The 19,601-nt window shown below is 43.2% G+C and carries 16 protein-coding genes and 1 riboswitch; of the genes, 6 read left to right on the forward strand and 10 right to left on the reverse strand.

The features are described from left to right. The 5 genes from ASG93_RS11190 to ASG93_RS37155 form a co-directional block, all read right to left on the reverse strand. A complete protein-coding gene (locus tag ASG93_RS11190) occupies positions 1-2,301 on the reverse strand; it encodes a histidine kinase (RefSeq protein WP_056831874.1) in 2,301 nt (766 codons plus the stop codon). A 76-nt stretch (positions 2,302-2,377) separates the two neighbouring features. Then, positions 2,378-2,941 (reverse strand): potassium-transporting ATPase subunit KdpC, encoded by a 564-nt coding sequence (kdpC, locus tag ASG93_RS11195; protein WP_056831876.1) that lies wholly within the window; start codon positions 2,939-2,941, stop codon positions 2,378-2,380. A 28-nt stretch (positions 2,942-2,969) separates the two neighbouring features. Beyond that, the gene (kdpB, locus tag ASG93_RS11200) at positions 2,970-5,012 is read right to left on the reverse strand and encodes a potassium-transporting ATPase subunit KdpB (RefSeq protein ID WP_056831878.1); all 2,043 of its coding nucleotides are present in this window, start codon (positions 5,010-5,012) and stop codon (positions 2,970-2,972) included. 31 nt (positions 5,013-5,043) lie between these two features. After that, on the reverse strand, positions 5,044-6,714 hold the full coding sequence (gene kdpA, locus ASG93_RS11205; RefSeq protein ID WP_056831934.1) for a potassium-transporting ATPase subunit KdpA: 1,671 nt from the start codon (positions 6,712-6,714) through the stop codon (positions 5,044-5,046). Positions 6,715-6,761: 47 nt separating this feature from the next. Beyond that, positions 6,762-6,839 carry a potassium-transporting ATPase subunit F gene (locus tag ASG93_RS37155; RefSeq protein WP_082562338.1) on the reverse strand — a complete coding sequence of 26 codons (78 nt, stop codon included), beginning with the start codon at positions 6,837-6,839 and terminating at the stop codon, positions 6,762-6,764. A gap of 1,360 nt (positions 6,840-8,199) precedes the next feature. Between ASG93_RS37155 and ASG93_RS11210 the strand changes: the two genes are divergently transcribed. After that, the gene (locus ASG93_RS11210; protein WP_056831880.1) at positions 8,200-10,338 is read left to right on the forward strand and encodes an S-layer homology domain-containing protein; all 2,139 of its coding nucleotides are present in this window, start codon (positions 8,200-8,202) and stop codon (positions 10,336-10,338) included. A gap of 236 nt (positions 10,339-10,574) precedes the next feature. Here ASG93_RS11210 and ASG93_RS11215 read toward each other — a convergent pair whose 3' ends face one another. The 3 genes from ASG93_RS11215 to ASG93_RS11225 all read right to left on the reverse strand — a co-directional run bounded on the left by ASG93_RS11215 (position 10,575) and on the right by ASG93_RS11225 (position 12,401). Then, positions 10,575-11,027, reverse strand: coding sequence for a hypothetical protein (locus ASG93_RS11215; protein WP_056831882.1), 453 nt, complete (start codon positions 11,025-11,027; stop codon positions 10,575-10,577). Between the two features lie 369 nt (positions 11,028-11,396). Beyond that, the gene (locus ASG93_RS11220) at positions 11,397-11,900 is read right to left on the reverse strand and encodes a contact-dependent growth inhibition system immunity protein (RefSeq protein WP_056831883.1); all 504 of its coding nucleotides are present in this window, start codon (positions 11,898-11,900) and stop codon (positions 11,397-11,399) included. Positions 11,901-11,975: 75 nt separating this feature from the next. Beyond that, positions 11,976-12,401, reverse strand: coding sequence for an immunity protein Imm33 domain-containing protein (locus ASG93_RS11225; protein ID WP_056831885.1), 426 nt, complete (start codon positions 12,399-12,401; stop codon positions 11,976-11,978). 555 nt (positions 12,402-12,956) lie between these two features. On the opposite strand from ASG93_RS11225, the gene ASG93_RS11230 reads away from it, so the two are divergent. After that, positions 12,957-13,469: a hypothetical protein gene (locus tag ASG93_RS11230; protein ID WP_056831887.1), complete on the forward strand. Its 513-nt coding sequence runs from the start codon at positions 12,957-12,959 to the stop codon at positions 13,467-13,469. A gap of 70 nt (positions 13,470-13,539) precedes the next feature. Here ASG93_RS11230 and ASG93_RS11235 read toward each other — a convergent pair whose 3' ends face one another. Continuing rightward, on the reverse strand, positions 13,540-15,375 hold the full coding sequence (locus ASG93_RS11235; RefSeq protein WP_056831889.1) for an APC family permease: 1,836 nt from the start codon (positions 15,373-15,375) through the stop codon (positions 13,540-13,542). A 101-nt stretch (positions 15,376-15,476) separates the two neighbouring features. After that, a riboswitch (cyclic di-AMP (ydaO/yuaA leader) is annotated at positions 15,477-15,616 on the reverse strand. A gap of 183 nt (positions 15,617-15,799) precedes the next feature. On the opposite strand from ASG93_RS11235, the gene ASG93_RS11240 reads away from it, so the two are divergent. From ASG93_RS11240 to ASG93_RS11255, 4 genes are read left to right on the forward strand one after another with little or no spacing between them, the layout of a single operon-like run. After that, positions 15,800-16,129 carry a PadR family transcriptional regulator gene (locus ASG93_RS11240; protein ID WP_056831892.1) on the forward strand — a complete coding sequence of 110 codons (330 nt, stop codon included), beginning with the start codon at positions 15,800-15,802 and terminating at the stop codon, positions 16,127-16,129. A 16-nt stretch (positions 16,130-16,145) separates the two neighbouring features. After that, entirely contained in the window at positions 16,146-17,012 is an 867-nt protein-coding gene (locus tag ASG93_RS11245; protein WP_056831936.1) for a pentapeptide repeat-containing protein, read from the forward strand. A gap of 13 nt (positions 17,013-17,025) precedes the next feature. Beyond that, positions 17,026-17,787, forward strand: coding sequence for an ABC transporter ATP-binding protein (locus tag ASG93_RS11250; RefSeq protein ID WP_056831894.1), 762 nt, complete (start codon positions 17,026-17,028; stop codon positions 17,785-17,787). Beyond that, positions 17,788-18,555 carry an ABC transporter permease gene (locus tag ASG93_RS11255; RefSeq protein ID WP_056831896.1) on the forward strand — a complete coding sequence of 256 codons (768 nt, stop codon included), beginning with the start codon at positions 17,788-17,790 and terminating at the stop codon, positions 18,553-18,555. Between the two features lie 26 nt (positions 18,556-18,581). On the opposite strand, the gene ASG93_RS11260 is transcribed toward ASG93_RS11255, so the two are convergent. Further along, entirely contained in the window at positions 18,582-19,484 is a 903-nt protein-coding gene (locus ASG93_RS11260) for a prohibitin family protein (RefSeq protein WP_056831898.1), read from the reverse strand. Positions 19,485-19,601: the final 117 nt, after the last annotated feature.

A 19,601-nucleotide genomic window follows, 5' to 3' on the forward strand; every position in this document is an offset into this window, starting at 1 on the left:
TCATTTTACCCTATTTCCCGAAGTTTGCCACATCTCGTAATCGGCAACAATCAGCACATCCATTGCACTTGCAAGCGGCACAAGCTTTTTGACAATGGCGTCTTTCCACACAATAATTTGAGTCGCTCCCGCCTCACTTGCTTTGGAAGCAAACACCTGCGGAATATGTTTGCGGTTAGCCACCTCTTGATACGAAAACTCGCCTCCGAGCCTAATGGTCAGCTTTTCCAATGACTCTAGTTTTCGCCTCCACTCCTCTGAACTTCCCATCGCAACAAAGCTTACATGCCAAGCTGCTTTAAGCCGATGTGCGATCCGAAAGCCGCGACGAATTAAGCGATCGGCTTGTGAGATTTCCGTGACACATACGTAAATAACTTCTTTTCTTCGCCATGGGCCGCGAAGCGAGCTCTTGCGCTCCATAGATTCTAGACGTTCATCTACATCATCAGCGATTTCGCGCAGCGCGAGTTCCCGTAAAGCGATCAGATTCCCCGTTTTAAAGAAATTGTTCAGCGCTTGATCTACCTTTACCATTGCATAAATTTTGCCATCTCTCATGCGAAGCTGTAAGGCCTCGGGGGCAACGTCGATTAACTGTACTTCATCCGCCATGCGAAGAATACTATCGGGAACCGTTTCCCTAACCCTGATACCCGTAATTTGTTCCACGGCATCATTTAAGCTTTCCAGGTGCTGTACATTAAAGGTTGCTATGACCGATATGCCCGCTTCCAGAATTTCCAGCACATCTTCATACCGCTTTTTATACTTACTGCTGGGTACATTCGAATGGGCTAATTCATCTACCAAAACCACTTCCGGTCTAAGACGTATGATTTCTTCTGTATCCATTTCCTCCAACTTTACACCTTGATACAGGATTTCTGCCCGCGGTATGATGTCAAGTTCGCCAATCTGTGCGATGGTCTCTTTTCTTCCATGGGTTTCAAGTAAGCCAATCTTCACATCAATCCCCTTTTTGAGCAAATCATTGCCTTCCCGAAGCATCGTATACGTTTTACCGACACCTGGGGCAGCTCCAATATAGACTTTAAATCTACCTCGTTTGATTTTTCCGATTTTCGCTTCTACTTCTTGTTTGCTCAATCGTTTATATTTATAAGGTTCCTTCAGCGAGTGGATATGGGCAGGCAGAATGCGCTCACCCTCCTGAGAAGCACGATCAGCAATCAAGAACACATCGATATTTGTCGTTCTTTTTAACACACCATTGATGACGGAGCCTTGTAAAAGAGTTTGCCATTTGGTTTGCTTAGAATGACCTAATACAATGCGTGTTACATGATGGGCTATCGCATAGTCCACCAATATTTGAGGGATACTGCGACGGTTCCCAAAGGGCAGCTCCTCAAATTTGCCGCCTATTTTTTGGACAAGCTTCATAATGGACCTGCGAAAAGTGGCCGCCTCTTTGGTGAGCGGTTTATTAAAATTACGCAGCGTAACCACATGAAGATCACCATTCAATCGCTTAGCGATCTGTTGTCCTCTTCGCACGTAGATAGATCCGTTCCAATGATACTGCGTCGTTACTAGAATGCGCTCTGTCGCTCCAGATGGACCCAGAATCCCCATTTGTTCGCGATGTTCTTCCAGAGAAACGTTAACATCCTCAGCAACAAGACGAAGCGCCAATTCACGCAGCACGCCTAAATTACCGCGTTTGAATAAAGCTGTATCTTTATTCCCTATTAAATGGCCTTCTTCCATTCGATTTAAAATCGTTTCTGGCGTCGCGTCGATTAATCGAACCTCATCAGCGAGTTCCAACGTATCTGAGGGAACGCAGTGCCCTACCTCAATGCCTGTTAGTTTATGAGCAACCTCCATCGCCTCTTCCAGCTCATACACATTCACCGTAGTAATAACACTAATATCATTGGAAAGTAAAAACTTAATATCGTCTAACCGGGACGGAAACTGTGCGCCTTCTCGATTACAATGAGCTAATCCGTCTACAAGGACGACCTCCGGGTTTCTTTCGATTAATGCATCCAAATTGAGATCTTTTTGCTCGACTCCATCTTTGATCCAGTGAATGCTTGGTACCCTTTCCAGATCCCCCAATTGTTCCACAGTTTCCGGTCTTTGGAGTGTCGATACGGCACAAATAACCACATCGATCCCCTGCTGCTTGAGGTTTTGCCCTTCGCGAAGCATGTGATAGGTTTTACCTGATCCACTAACGGCGCCGATATATATTTTAAAACTGCCGCGGTGCAGTTTAGAGATGGAATATAGGATTTCTTCCGGTGTTTTTCTTTTGAAACCTTCCAAATGGCAACATTCTCCCTTCTCCCTAAAATGTGCAGAAACCACTCTCATGATAAACGAGAGTGGCTGTCTGCTTATCTCACAATTTCACTAGCTTAAGCAGTTCCATATTTAATTCGGTCACATTGACTCTTGGCTCACCGAAAACCCCGAGTTGGCGCGCTTTTGAATGCTTATCAATCAGGTCATTGAGACTTATCTCGGAAATCCCCGTTTCCTTGCTAATTCTAGGCACTTGAGCCTTTGCCCCTTCTGGAGACAAATCCGGATCAAAACCGGAACCGGAGACAGTGACTAAGTCAGCTGGAATTTCCGTTAGATTAGGATTTTCTTGCTTCAAGGCATCGATTTTCTCTGCCATTGCCGCAGCATAATCACTCGAAGCCACAGCTGTATTGGAGCCCGACGAGGCAGTCGGATCATACTTGGCTGCAGATTCTCTTGGATGGAAGAGTTTCGGAGACTCAAAGGCTTGAGAGAGTAATTCCGATCCAATCACGCCACCGCCTGATTCTATGAGACTTCCATTCGCTTGTTTAGGAAATAAAACTTGAGCTATACCCGTCGTTACAAGAGGATAGATGAGCCCACAGACGATCATGAAAAATAATGATACCCGAACAGCTATAAAAACCGATTTCATAACGCTATCTCCTCGTTTCTCTTTCACTTTAAACGATATTTAATCCGTGAAGCACCATATCAATGATTTTAATCCCGATGAAAGGCACGACCACACCGCCCAGACCATAAATCAGAATATTACGCGACAACAATTTATTTGCTGACATCGCCCGGTACTTAACACCTTTCATGGCAATTGGGATGAGCAGCGGGATGATGATAGCATTGAAAATGAGCGCTGATAAAATAGCTGATTCCGGCGAAGCCAGATTCATAATATTCAAGGCCTGCAGCTGCGGCATAGCTAGAATAAACATCGCAGGAATGATCGCGAAATACTTGGCAATGTCGTTAGCGATAGAAAATGTTGTTAAAGCTCCGCGAGTGATCAGCAGTTGTTTACCGATGGAGATGACAGAAAGCAGCTTGGTCGGATCGGAATCCAGATCGATCATGTTGGCAGCTTCTTTCGCAGCCATCGTGCCTGAATTCATCGCCAAACCTACATCGGCTTGAGCAAGTGCAGGAGCATCATTCGTTCCGTCGCCTGTCATGGCTACGAGTTTACCTTCTTGCTGCTCTTTTTTAATCGCGGCAATTTTATCTTCCGGCTTCGCTTCAGCGATAAACTCGTCAACACCCGCCTCAAGCGCAATCGTCGCAGCTGTTAGTGGGTTATCCCCTGTGCACATGACGGTTTTGATGCCCATTGCACGAAGTTCAGCAAATCGTTCCTTTAAGCCCGGTTTTACCGTATCCTTGAGATAAATAACGCCGTAGATCCGTTCGTTAACCGCGACAGCCAACGGAGTGCCTCCGGCTTTGGCAATTCGGTTTGTGATTGTTTCTAAATCACTAGGAATTTTCCCGCCCATAGCTGCTACATATTTCTTAATCGCATCGACAGCACCCTTACGGATTTGTTTACCATCAGCTAAATTAAGCCCCGACATCCGTGTTTCAGCTGTAAACTCAACGACTTCTGCGCCTTCATAGCTAGCTGTTTGCCAAGACTCGCCAAGCTTATTTGCTAGCTCCACAATAGAGCGTCCCTCAGGAGTTTCGTCCTTCACTGATGCTTGTAAAGCTGTAAAAGTGATGTCTTTCACAGCTACGCCATTCACAGGTACGAACTCCGAAGCCATCCGATTCCCGAATGTGATCGTCCCTGTTTTATCTAGGATCATCGTATCGATGTCGCCCGCGGCTTCAACCGCTTTACCTGACATGGCAAGCACGTTAAACTGAGTCACACGGTCCATACCGGCGATCCCGATAGCTGACAAAAGACCTCCGATTGTCGTTGGAATGAGACAGACCAGCAGAGCAATCAGCGTGGAAATCTCTAATTTCACGTCCAAAAACTTCGCCATCGGAACCATGGTCACAATAACGATTAAGAAGATTAAAGTCAGAACTGCAAGCAGCGTCGTTAAAGCAATTTCGTTCGGCGTTTTCTGCCGTTTGGCGCCTTCCACGAGCGCAATCATGCGATCCAAGAACGATTCGCCGGGATCGGTCGTTACTTTGACAACGATATAGTCAGAAGCGACACGTGTTCCACCTGTTACAGAGGAGAAGTCACCGCCTGCTTCCTTAATAACCGGAGCGGATTCGCCCGTAATGGCGGATTCATCAATGGAGGCCAAACCTTCAATGATTTCACCGTCGGACGGGATGATCTCACCGATTTCAATGCGGACCACATCTCCCTTACGGAGAGAGGTCGAGGACACTTCCTTATAAGAACCATCCTTTTGAACCAGACGAGCCATGGTATCGGATTTCGTTTTCCGCAAAGAATCGGCCTGTGCCTTGCCTCGACCTTCCGCCAGAGCTTCAGCGAAGTTAGCGAAAAGCAAAGTGAAAAGCAGGATCAAGAACACAGCGATATTATAACCCCGCCCTACTTCTGTGGTACCAAAAAGATCTGGAGCGAGTGAAAGCAGAAGCGTAATGACCGTGCCGATCTCAACCACAAACATAACCGGATTTTTGATCATCGCCCAAGGATTTAATTTTTTAAACGAATCAACGATTGCTTGATTCATGATTTCTTTTGTCATTGTTTTTTTACGTTCCACAGCCATATGAATACTTCCTTTCTATCTCGTTTTTCCTTTAACGCGCCGCCAAATGTTCAGCAATCGGCCCCAGTGCCAGCGCCGGGAAGAACGTTAGAGCACCAATAACCAGAATAATCATGATTAAAATCCCCATAAATAAAGGTGTATTCGTGCGCAATGTGCCTGTCGTAACAGGAACTACACGTTTAGTAGCTAGTGAACCCGCAATAGCCAGCATCGCGATGATCGAAATGTAACGGCCAAACAGCATGACCATACCGATACCCAAGTTATAAAAGTTCGTATTGGCTGTTAATCCGCCAAAAGCAGAACCGTTATTGGCTGCACCAGACGTGAAAGCATACAGCACTTCCGACAACCCGTGCATCCCCTGATTGGCTATCGAAGTAATGGATTCAGGCCGTATAAGCGCCCAAGATGTCGGTGCCAGTATGATGAGCGGATGGATAAGAATGGCGATTGCCGCCAACTTCACCTCTTTGCCTTCAATCTTTTTGCCTAAAAACTCAGGCGTACGACCCACCATCAGTCCACAGATGAAAACCGATAGAATGAGGTAAAGCAAGCCGTTTAACAAGCCTACCCCTTTACCGCCGAACACATTGTTCAGCATCATTTCCGCAAAAGGCACGATGCTTCCGAGCGGAGTGAGCGATTCATGCATGTTGTTAACGGAACCTGTTGTTGCTGCCGTAGTTACAGCAGTAAAGAGAGCAGATTCAGCAATCCCGAAACGGACTTCCTTCCCTTCCATGTTGCCGTGTACACCCATCGCATCAACCGCCGTTATACCGCGATATTCGGCGTAGAATACCGTAGACAACATCACGATAAAAATGATCCCCATAGCAGCAAAGATCGTCCAGCCTTGCTTTTTGTTCTTAATCATTAGCCCGAATGCGTACACCAGAGATGTGGGCAGCAGCATCATACAAATAATATGGATCAAGTTGGATACAGGGGTCGGATTCTCAAAAGGATGCGCAGCGTTCGTACCGAACCACCCGCCACCGTTCGTACCAATATGCTTAATGGATTCGAGCGAAGCCACTAGCCCGCGGGTAATCGTTTGCTGTGCTCCTTCAATTGTTGTAGCCTGCACGGCTCCCAGCAATGTTTGCGGAACACCTTGAAAAACTAAGACTAAGGCAACAATGAAGCTAAGCGGTAGAAACACCCTCGTAATCGCCCGAGTAATATCCACGTAGAAGTTACCGAGATTATCTTGACGGCCAATCAAACCGCGAATAAAAGCAACCGCCACTGCAAATCCAGTTGCAGCCGATGTGAACATGGGGAACGTAATCGCCACCATTTGAGAGAAATAGGACAATGTATTTTCACCGCTGTAGGCTTGCCAGTTCGTATTTGTAATAAAAGAAACAGCTGTATTAAAAGCTAAAGCCGATGGCATATTATCGATGCCGTCTGGATTGAGAGGCAAATATTTCTGAAGACGAAATACCGCATAAATCAAGAGCAGCATGACCAAATTGAGTAATAATACGGCTCCTACATATTTTTTCCAGCCCATCGCTTCCTCTTCTTTAACACCCATCAAACGATAGGATACACGCTCAAAAGGACCAAAAACACGATCAAGGCGACTCTTTTCATTGCCAAACACTTTAACCAAATAACCACCCACAGGCTTCACCAAAAGCATAATAATCCCCAGTGTAATGATTACCTGTATCAATCCCATACCCATAGTAGGTTCTCCCCCTGCTTACAAAAGTTCTTTTTATGCAATTAAAATTTCTCTGGCTTCACTAAAACAAAACCGAGATACACCATGATGGCAAATGCAATTAGTCCAATAACAATCATATCGTTGCCTCCTAAAAGGATTGGTCAATAGCCTCGTTGCAGTACATGAGCTCACACTTTTTCACAAAATTTAAAAAATCCCCAAAATCCTAGAAATGTTAACCCCATTAATAAAATCATCGTTACATCATTGTACATAACGCACCTCCTTGAAATCAGACAGAACCACATGCTTCCCAAAACATTGTAACGCCGAACCGTATAAAAATGAGGTAAAGAATCTATAGCATCCGTATAAAAAAAGCATAAAAATAAATGGACAAATAAGAGCCCCTAAAGACTCTTATCCCGCTCCTTTAGCCACTTTCTGCGCAAATAGAAGCTCCCAAAGGCTCTTATTTCTCTGAGTAGCTAGCTTTCACCCAATCAACGACCAATAAGAGCCCCTAAAGACTCTTATCCCGCTCCTTTAGCCACTTTCTGCGCAAATAGAAGCTCCCAAAGGCTCTTATTTCTCCAAGTAGCTAGCTTTTACACCCTATCAACGACAAATAAGAGCCCCCAAAGACTCCCTCTCCTTTTACCCCATTGTGTGAAAAATGAATCATAAATACCCTCGCACTTCCTATAGGGAATGTCGAGGTATATCTTTTTTTATAAAGCAAACTGACAAAAGTAGTGTTTTTTCATCAAAGGATTCGACAAGACTCAAATTGAATAAATATCGTACTATACTTAGAAAGGTTGTGGCTTCAGTGTACTCACACGAAGATTTAATCTCAATTCGACTCGCGATCATGCTCTTTGTGGTTCCAATACTGTGCGTCGCATCACTTTATTTGATTAGATAAAAAACATACCAGCAACTTCCTTGGGTTGCGTTCTTAGCCCATCACTTAACAGATTGGACCATTTGACAGACTACAGAGCATAGCGCTCACATGAAAGGTTGTGGAGTCATGAAATGGATAATCTGGTGGTTCAAACCGAAGCAAGTAAATGTAACGGGGTATATTCGGCTTCACGGCACTTGGTATGTGATACAAAAGTAAGTCATGGCAGCATGAGTAAGGACAGCAACTGTTACTAGACGACGATCTACAAAAAGAAATTGCCACAGTAAGCCCTTCGGGGCTTTTTTTAATTCGCGATTAAAATCCTAAAATTTGATTCCCCCGTTTTTCATTTCGAAAATTCAGCTATGTATTCAATTAGATTTACGTTGTATAGTGCTAAAACTGGGCTAGGGAGAAATCGGTTTATTTCATTGTGTTTAAGTTGTAGGATGACACGACTTAGGACAAAGGCTGTCTTTATATAGCTTAATTGTCCTATTTTTATTATATGTTCCCGTTGTAGGTTGAGTTTTTATTGATACAATGGAAATATGTTCTAAGCAATCCATTGAGGAGTGATAAAAGTGTTAGCCACATTTAATAGGACCTGTTCGTTATTTATTGTGTTTGTTTTATTTTTTGGACTCCTATTCGACATGTCATTCTCGATCCCGAAAGTTTATGGCGCTGCGGCCACACATTTTTATATATCGACGCCTGCAAACGCTGCTGAAGGAACTTCATTCAAGGTTGTTGTAAGGGCTTTGGATAGTTCTGGGGAAATAGATACCGGTTATATCGGAACAGTAAATTTTATAAGTAGTGACGGAACGGCTAGTTTACCTGCAAATACGAAGTTAACAAATGGTGTGGGAACATTTTCAGCTACGCTGCATACGCCTGGTAGCGGTCAAACCATATCAGTGACAGATACAGTTACAGCGATTACAGCCACAAGCAACCCCATAAACGTAATTGGGCAAGCTGATTTATCGTTGCAAGTAGAAGTAAGTAATATAACGCCTAAAGTGGGTGATTTGATTACATATACATTAACTTTAACGAATTCAGGTCCTGATGCCGCGACAGGTGTCAAGGTCACTGCTGCACTTCCGGCCGGTGTTGCCTTTGCATCGGGGACATCGTCACAGGGAACGTATGATCAAGTTGCTGGGGTATGGGGAGTTGGAAAAGTTACAGCAGGAAGCAAACTAACACTTGCGATTGCAGTAAAGGTTGCCTCACCTAATACTCAGATTTTTACCGTAATCGTATCCCAATCTGACCAATCTGACCCGAATCCCGTTAATAACATGGCGACGTCGACAGTGAGCCCCATAAATGTGCAAGCCGATTTATCTTTGCAAGTAGCAGTAAGTAATAAATCTCCTAAAGTGGGTGATCTGATTACATATACAGTAACTTTAACGAATTCAGGTCCTTATGCCGCAACAGGTGTCAAGGTCTCTGCTTTACTTCCTGCCGGCGTTACCTTTGCATCGGGGACATCGTCACAGGGAACGTATGATCAAGCTACTGGGGTATGGGTAGTTGGAAGCGTTTTGATAGAAAGCCAGCAAACACTTACGATTGCAGCAACAGTTACATCACCTAATGCTCAGATTAGTACGTCATTCGCAGCATTTGCTGACCAACCTGACCCTAATCCGGGTAATAATTCGGCTACGTCGACTGTGAGTTCAGTAAATGGGCAAGCCGACCTATCGTTACAATTAGTAGCAAGTAATAAAACGCCTAAAGTAGGCGATTTGATTACATATACAGCAACTTTAACGAATTCAGGTCCTGACGCCGCGACAGGTGTCAAGGTCTCTGCTTTACTTCCGGCCAGCATTACCTTTGTATCGGGGACTTCGTCACAGGGAAAGTATGATCAAGCTTCTGGGGAATGGACGGTTGGAAAAGTTGCTGCAGGAAGCCAGCTAACTCTTAAGGTTGCAGCAACAGTAATATCACCTAATGCTCAGATTAGTACGTCATTCGCAGCATTTGCTGACCAACCTGACCCTAATCCGGGTAATAATTCGGCTACGTCGACTGTAGTTTCACATGCAGATGTCCCTAATGATCCAGACGTCCCCAATGAGGTCAATCATCATCTTCCGTATATCAACGGATATGAAGATGGTTCGTTCAAGCCTGATATGAATATGACGAGAGCAGAGATTGCCTCCATCCTCTACAGTTTTATTGCGAACAAAGAAGGGGCAAAGCCTTCCAAGTTCAAAGATGTTTCCTCTGGTGCATGGTATGAAGAGGCGGTCAGTTATTTGTCGCAGCATGGGATGTTGAATGGCTATGACGATGGTACTTTCAAGGCGAATCAACCTATTACGCGAGCAGAGCTAACGACCGTTTTAACCAGTTATTTCAAACTAACTCTGACGGATACGATCACAAACAAATTTATTGACGTTGGTGCCCAGCATTGGGCCAAGAAGTATATCGACTCGGCAGCAGTCAAAGGATGGATCAACGGGTATGAAGATGATATGTTTCGACCGGACAAAAACGTCACTCGTGCAGAAGCCGTGGTGATCGTGAACCGTGCGCTGGTACGGAAAGTGGATCCGAGTAAGGTGGAGACATATAAAGGGAAATTTACGGATATCGCAGGACACTGGGCCGCAGGTGATATTATTGAAGCGGCGGTTGCACATGACTATGTAAAAGTGGCGGAAGACAAGGAGAAGTGGAAGTAGAAAGTTGTCCATGAGCAAGCTGGCAGTGGACCAGATTAACAAACAGATGATGAATGAGATGAAACAGGCGGCATAGGTTTTCCACAACGGAAAGCGACTTCATCCGAAACAAAACTAAAAAAAACATGAAAAATAAAGGTTCTTGACCAATTCTTGACCAATGTTATCGAATTGGTCTTTTTTTCTCGTTCAAAATTCGTTTTAGCATATAGTTTGATATGACAGGGGCTCTTTAGCTAACTTACAGCATCGATGATTCCATCAACCAGTGCCCTGGCAATCGCTTTGGTAAACTTACTTTTTTTGGTGTTGAACCGCCTGATATGTACCGGATCTGTGGGTATAAGCGGAATAATGGCGTGGGAGTATTTTGTTGATATTTTTGAGGATGGCAGAGTGGTTGTTATACAGCGGGGAAATGAAGTGAAGGATTTCTGAAAAAACCTACACAGTTGAATGACCTGCAGGCGGCAGGGGGATTTTGTTATTTGAGAATCTGCAATACGCTGTAATAAATTCTTTAGCACATGAAATTCTTCTCCTTTAAATGCAAACTCATTAATCCTTTTCATATCAACCTTTAATAGGATATTCTCATGTGCTAGCTGACGATCTTGTTCTTCTAAATATTCACACAGGGGCCGCTTACGTTTGAGTTCGGTCTGCTTAAACGTTGCAGTGCGAAGCACATAAGACGGTTTGTCATCACCTTCGTAAACTAGATATTTCCTGTCATAAGAGAAGGCTTTTTAAATCTTTAAAACAGCCGTCGCTTTTCGCAACTGAGGGATATATTCTCGAACTTCGGTTATTTGCATCGTTAAGCTCCTCTCGAGTATCTTGTTTTTCTATATTAAAAACAGACATCCAGAATGTAGAGACTTATAAAAAATTCTACAGGATTTGAGGAAACCCTTCCAACTACAATGACAGTTATTTCAACGACAAGGAGCAGGTCGCCGTTGCGCCTGCTCCTTTCATAATCATTCCACTATTGTTCTCCGCTAGCTCAATAAACTTTTAAAATAATGAAGCCTTTATTTTTCTTGAATTATGTGTTACTTACAGTGATTAAACGCTTGTAATAACGTTCGCCCCAGTTCAATCTCACTAGAATTAATACCAATTTCAAACACAGGATCATTTTTTTCTGAAATATATCCGGATGATTTATACTTTTTATTTGGAGAAATTACGTAAATCCCTTTTTCAACCCAAAATCTAACTCCGACACAAGAAAACTTCTTTACAAACTGATTCATATTTTTTACCTGCCCGTCCTTACATATATCCCCCTTTATGGATTCACTCCAGGATAGTTCAGATTCGGATAGAACGAGAGCTTGTCTCAAAGTTGTACCTAGAGCTTCTGGGTTTATTTCTTCATCTAAAATGATTGTCTTATTTGTCGCTGCACTTCCACCGGTAGGATGTTTAGCTAATGGATTAAACAATAACATACCACCAGTATCACGTTTATAAACAGCAACTGAATGTACTATGGGAAATTTATCTTTCTTATTTTCCTTCTTTGAGAAAAGCGAGAAGAGTTTATTAAGCAATTTCCAAACTCACATCCTTTAGCCAGCTGCTATTTGAAGGGACATTTTTATATGAATTATCCACTTACTTTCAATTTATCCGCAGTAGCAATTTTCACATAGATAATATACATCAATGATTTTTACGTTGGAAGGATCATTATTATACTCTTCAGATTCTGTACCTTCGAACAATCTCCAACCACTGTCTTCCTTCCGGTCTGATTGCTCGCGATATAACCAACGAATTGTCCATCCCTTTTCCAAACATTTCTTTGATACTAAAGCCTTATCCTCCCCAATTTCTAACCAGTGCGGATCGTCTTTTTTAATGATTACTCTAGCAATATTCTTAGGTTCAAATTCAATTATTTCTCCTGCGTTGAGTGAATTAATATAGAGAGGCTGATTAATCAGTATTCCAATGTATTTTTTGCAAAATAACTTCCTACCAGTTACCTCAACCCACATCCTCTCCGCTCGAGGATTATCTCCATCTGGATGACTTAAAATAAAATGCAATCTTACTACATCCCCTATTTTTAACGTTACCCGCTAAAGCTATTATATCGTTTCTCTTACAATCAAATAAGGGGTACCAATAGGCTTTATTAATATCCCATACATTTCTTACTCTATTTTCTATGTGGTCCGCCATTTCTTCCGATAATAAAGTTTTCCCCATAGTACACCCATTTGAATCCAAGTTTATCTTCTCCAAATTACAACAATGGATCATGCTAACCATTACTTTGATAAACAAAAGAGGGATCTCTGCCGCGAAGCAAGCCTCTCAACAAACGTTCTTCGTTTAGCTCAGATACCAATATAAATCATTTTGTATTCACCCGACTCAACCATGGTTGATAATTCAATTAACCTGCATAGAGTATCAAGGAAACGCTGTGGAGAGACTTATTTCGTTTTTTCAATGCATCTGAGGCTTTGCGTTTTTATGGTATTTTTATACATTTTCCAGTGATTTTTTACCCCCTTTTTATACGATTCAACGTTACAATTGTGTAGCAAATGACACGTTGATCATCATGAAAGTCTTAAGTCAAAAGGAGAAATGCTATGGCCTCCTCTCCCTTTTATTATTTAGGGGTAGTACCCAATTTGTTAAATCCGATTCATTTAGTTTACGAGTGGTTTGGTGTCTTATGGCTAGAAGAAGATCATCATTTCCCCGTTATTGTTGGTTACTGGTTTTCTAAAGAACGGTCCGATATCACACAAAATGCGATTCTATCAGGGTTTTCAAAATGGACCGAGATATCCGATCAACAGATCATTATGAGACTGTATCAGTCCATTAGAAACAAGCAAAAAAAACAGGATTGGGAGAATCGGACCCGGTTATCCATCCGTACTATTTTCAAGTCACCTTGGAATGAAGTTTCCTCTGGGTTGTATATCATAAAATCTCGGGACATATACCCCCTTCATGCTTCAGCCATACTTAAGAAAAAATTCTTTGTTTGGTTGGAGCACACCGCCGTATGTGAAACAGAGGAAGAACTTCATGAATTTATGAACCAGGTGAAGGAAGAGCATCAAATTGAGCTTTTCATGAAAATCAAGCATTAGAATGATTCCAAAAAAACAGCCTCGGACTTGGTTAAAGTCTTTGACTGTTTTTTATGATCCTTATCCGAATTTAATCGTGTAAATGATACGGTATTGTTGTAACAGCAATATCTTTTCTAGATTGGAGAGCTTTTCTTATCCGATTTGCGGATTGATTATGCAGTAAACGGTGCCACCATTTTTTCGTTACAAATTGCGGAAGTAAGACCATTATATTGTTGCTTTCAGAAGTGTTTGTATCGATTCGATTAATAAATTCAATTAACGGCCTTATCACTGTTCTATACCGAGATTTGAATACAACTAATCTAACGCCGGGATTCCACTTTTCCCACTTTTCTTGAAATTTATCTTCATCTTCATCTGAAAAAGAAACGTAGAAAGCAATAGCATTGGGTGAAATCGATTTAGCGTAAGTTATTGTATCTGCCACGACTCTGTGTATTCCCGCAATAGGAATGATCACGACAAGTTCATCTCTTTTTGGCAAAGGTTCCTCTAAATTTATTCTTAATTCATCCGCCACATCCTCATAATGACGATAAACTTTCGAAATCATCCATAACATAATCGGACTTATCACGATAACGATCCAGGCACCCTCCAAAAACTTGGTGATGCTAAAAATGATCACAACGGCCAATGTGACTATGGCCCCGAATCCATTTATTATTGACTTCTGAAACCAGCGTTTCTTCTTCTCCCTGACCCATTTTAAGACTAATCCACCTTGTGCCAAGGTAAAGGATAGGAATACCCCAATCGCATATAAAGGAATAAGTAGATCCGTTTTCCCTTCAAAAACAATAAGTAAAATGATAGATAGTATACCAAGCGTTATAATACCGTAATTAAATGCTAATCTGTCCCCGCGGTTTGAAAAGACCCTAGGAAAGTTTTTATCTTGTGCCATGATAGAGGCCAAAATCGGAAACCCGTTGAAACTTGTATTCGCTGCAAGAACCAGAATCAACATCGTTGCAATTTGTGTGATGTAGTAAATAACTCCACGACCAAAAGCTTGTTCCGTGACCATTGATAAAACCGACTCGCTTCCCTTCGGGTCTGGCGACACGTGATAAGCCAAGGCGAGAACTGTAACACCACCAAAAATGACCGCTAATAACAAAGCTAGTGAAATAAGCGTCATTTTAGCATTTTTTTCTGATGGTCGACGAAAGTGAGGAACAGCATTTGATATGGCTTCTATTCCTGTAACCGCCGAACAGCCAGATGAAAAGGCTTTTAACAAGACAAACAAAGTTAAACCCGATGGCATTACTGTTGTCAATGGAATACCATGGGGTGCAGTCGCAGCTCCTGTAAGTACATCAAAAGTTCCTTTACCAACCAAAGCGATCATACATAAAATAAACAAATACGTTGGAAATGCAAAAATGGATCCAGACTCAGATGTTCCACGTAAATTAATAAAAACCATAATTATGACGAGCAGTATACATATCTCTACTGTATAGGGCGTAGTTTGTGGAAATGCAGATGTAATCGCAATTACTCCCGCTGAAATCGAAACAGCGACGGTTAACGTATAGTCAATTAACAAGGAGACACCGGCTAATCTCCCCCAAAACATCCCCAGGTTTTCTTTAGAAACCATGTAGGCTCCGCCGCCCTGTGGATATGTATCAATGACCTGACGATAGCTAATGACGAGTATCCCAATGAGTAAGATGATAGCAATCGCAATGGGAAGAGAAAATGAAAAAGCAACAATTCCAACAGTAGCTAATTCCAACAAAATTTGTTCGGTCCCGTAAGCGACAGAAGATAAGGCATCCGAGGATAAAATCGGAAGAGCTTTCCAAACAGGCATTTTCTCAGATTCGATTTCACTTGATTTTAATGGTCTTCCGAATAAAAACTTCTTAATTGAATCCGTACTCACATCATAGCCCCCAAAATACAATAATTACTTTTTCTTGCAGTGTAGATAGTATTTCCTAAAAAATCAAAAAAACACAAGGTTAGACCTTGTGATATCGTCAGCTACCCTCCCACTATCCGCTTACGAGGTTAGCTGTCGGATTCGGACTGTGAGAATAACCCTACTGTACTTTGTTGTACAGATTCACCCCTAAAGTTTGGTTCCCCCGTTTTTCATTTCGAAAATTCAGCTATGTATTCAATTATTTTAACCTATTGAATCTTACTCCTTTTTCCATAATCTTGTAAAGCACAAAATTTATATGTTCCTTTGTTAGAGGAATTTACTCGTAATAACCTCATGCTACCAAACAAAGTATTTTGTTTAAAATACTACCTTGACAGACATAGTAGTGTGTCGTATTATATGGATGTGAGGTGATTACATGAACGAGAACAAAATTACATCCGACTTGCTGCGCGGACATACCGATACGATGATTTTACGACTCTTATCCGAAGCTGACCGCTACGGGTACGAAATTGTTAAACTGATCGCCGAGCGCTCAAGCGGCGAGTATGAATTAAAGGAAGCCACGATGTACTCCAGCGTCCGGCGGCTTGAAACAGACGGCGATATTGAGTGGTATTGGGGCGATGAATCTCAGGGCGGACGTCGAAAGTATTTTAGGATTACCGAAAAAGGCAAAGGTGCTTACGCCCGTAACAAAAGCAATTGGGAGTATTCAAAGCGCGTACTAGAAAATTTATTATAAGGGAGAGATTTTTATGATGAATCCGAAATTGACGAACTATTTGAACGGTGTGTTTACGCCATACGATGGGGTAAAAAGCGTCACCGAATTAAAAGCAGACCTACACTCCGATTTGCAGGAGCGATATCGTGAACTCAAAGCCGAGGGCAAAGACGATGAAACCGCGTTTACTTTGACCATTGAGAGCATCGGCGACATCGAACAAACGATATTGGAAGTCGCCAACCTCTCCCGCTCACTGGAACGGCAAGTAGTGACAAACTTTAGCGCAAGCAACCTGGCAATGAGCGACTTTGCAGGCGTTAGGGCCCATAAAGGTCAATTTAATGCTAGCGCGTTACGCGGTGCCGACTTTGCGGGCGCAGACTTGACCGGAAGTTCGTTTAAGAGCAGTGATGTACGTGAAGCCAATTTTGACAGCGCAAATCTGACCGACTGCAACCTATCCGTCAATGACCTTTCAAATGCGAGCTTCAATAAATCAATCCTTTTACACACTACCTTCAGCACGTCAGGACTGGACGGAGCAAAATTCACAGGTGTAAAACTGACCGACGTCACGTTCTACATGTCCGACCTTAGAAAAACTATTTTTGAAGGTTGTATCTTTGACGGCGTGGCCTTCAAATATTCCGACCTGAGCGGGCTGCGTCTTGACGGGCAAACCTTTATCGGCGTTAAGTTTGACAAGTCGGCATTAAACGAAGTTTCGTTTAGGGGCGCTACATTCAAGAATGTGTCTTTTCAAGCGTATTTTTCGTTGACCAATAAGTATTACCGTTCCATCAAAACGATCTGCTTTGACGGTGCAGTCATGGATAAGCTGACCTATGCTTCGCTTAAAGGCATGGGGGCCGATTTGTCCAAGGTTACTATTCGATAAGGAGGGGGAAGTTATGCAAAATAATTCGATTCAAGTCATTGGACTGCAAAAGTCTTACAAGCAGCATCAAGTCCTAAAGGGCGTTGATTTCGAGGTGGAAAAGGGCAGTATTTTCGCCCTGCTCGGCTCCAACGGGGCGGGCAAGACAACGGTTGTCAAAATCCTCACCACGCTGCTCAAACAAGACAGCGGAACTGCCACAGTAAACGGATTCGATGTTGCATCAAAACCCGAGAATGTTCGGCAGGCGATCAGTCTGACTGGGCAATTTGCCGCAGTGGACGAAATTTTAACCGGTCGGGAAAATCTGATCATGATTGCCAAGCTGCGATACCTCAAAAATCCGCGTCAGGTTGCGGACGACTTGCTTAAACGCTTCGGCTTGACAGACGCCGCCGACCGCAGGGCGTCTACTTATTCGGGTGGTATGCGCCGCAGGCTCGACATCGCCTTGAGCCTTGTGGGAAAACCGCAGATCATTTTCCTCGACGAGCCGACCACTGGGCTTGACCCCGAGGCGCGCATCGAGGTTTGGAAGATTGTCAAGGAGCTTGCCGACGGCGGCACGACGGTACTCCTAACCACACAGTATTTGGAGGAGGCTGAGCAGCTTGCCGACCGAATTGCCATTCTGCATGAGGGCAGGATTATCGCCAGCGGCACGCTCTCCGAGCTAAAAAAGCTGTTCCCATCCGCAAAGGTGGAGTATGTTGAAAAACAGCCGACATTGGAGGAAATATTCCTCGCAATCATCGGCAAAAAGGAGGCAAAGTAAATGGAGGCGGCAAAAAAACACTTTTTCAGCGATATGGGCGTTATGCTTGGACGTTCCATGCGCCATATTTTCCGCAGTATGGACACCATCTTCACGGTCTGCATCACTCCGATTGCGATGATGCTGCTGTTCGTCTATGTGTTTGGCGGCGCAATCCAAACCGGTACGGATAACTATGTGAACTACCTGTTGCCCGGTATCCTGCTGATTTCGATTGCAAGCGGTATTGCTTATACGGCTTACCGCCTGTTTTTGGATAAGCAACGGGGCATAATTGAGCGGTTCCACTCCATGCCGATTTCACGTTCCGCCTTACTGTGGGGGCATGTGCTGACCTCGCTTGTATCCAACGCCATATCGGTTGTCGTCATCATTCTCGTAGCGTTGATTATGGGCTTTCGTTCGTCGGCGGGGCTACTGCCATGGCTTGCAGTAGCCGGCATACTCGCGCTGTTTACGCTAGCATTAACTTGGGTCGCGGCGATTGCCGGACTGACCGCAAAAACGGTGGATGGCGCAAGCGCCTTTTCCTACCCGATTATCTTCCTGCCGTTTATCAGCTCGGCGTTTGTGCCGACCAAGTCGATGCCCTCTGTCGTTAGAGCCTTTGCCGAAAACCAGCCGGTGACCTCGATCGTGGAAGCCATCCGTGCACTACTATCAGGTCAGCCGGTGGGCAATGATATATGGGTCGCTCTTGCATGGTGCGTCGGGATTTTGTTGGTAGCATATTTCTTTGCAATGAGGGTGTATAAAAAGCGGGTGTGAAAACCTGTCATTTTGGAAACGACGGATTATTTTGTTTTTGCAGGAGCAGGTGTCGCAGTAGATTCTTGATTCTTGCTTGGTAGCATATTGATTATAGAACCATTACCCCAGGCCGTAGGTACATCACCTTTCCAAGTTTTCAAAAACTGATAGTCAACTAACTCAGAAGTGATTGACTTAGCTAATTCCAGGTTACCCTTTGCTTGCTGTTGCGCCACATATAAATCAGCATCAGCTTTTGCCTTAGCAGCAGTTGCATCAGCTTCCGCTTTTACTACATTTTGCTGCGCATCAATCTTTGCTTTATCCAAATCGTTTTGAGCTTTCATAGCATTCTGAGCAGCGATTTGCTTCTGTTCGATGGATTGATTGAATGCCTCAGAGAAGGTGAAGTTAACAATAGAAATATCTTTAACATCAATATGATAATTAAATAAAGCTCTTTTCAAAAGATCACTGGTTTCTAATGCAACCTGCTCCCGTTTAGAAATCAACTCTTCTGCACTGTATTTAGCTGTTACACCTTTGAATACTTCTTGAACGTGTGGGCTGATTACTTTTGCGTCAAAGTCAACTCCAACATCTGTCAATAGTTGGTAAGCTGCATCTTTATCGATTGTATAGTTAAGAGCTACATGACTGTGTACAGGTTGTAAGTCTTTTGAAGAAGCAGCAGCATCAGATTCCGCTTTAGCCACTTGTGTATTGACTTGAACAATACTAGTAACAAACGGCCATTTAAAATGAGCTCCTGGAGAAAGCTCTGTAGAACTTATGCTACCTAATGTTTTACGAAATCCCACATGACCGTTCTCTACCGTACTGAACATAGAGAATCCTAGGAGTAATACAACAGCTCCGCCTGCGACGTACTTGATACTTTTCTTAGCTCCGTTAACTTGCTTCTGATAATTAGTCTGAATTTCCATTGATAAGTTCCTCTTCTCAGTAATTAGTCGCTTAAAGCAAACGTTTGTAAATAAATGGTTGTGAAGCATTCCCTATCAATTCAAATACGGTTCTAATAATGGTTTGTTTTTAGTAGG

Source organism: Paenibacillus sp. Soil787 (genome assembly GCF_001429545.1).
In the GTDB taxonomy this organism is placed as follows: domain Bacteria; phylum Bacillota; class Bacilli; order Paenibacillales; family NBRC-103111; genus Paenibacillus_E.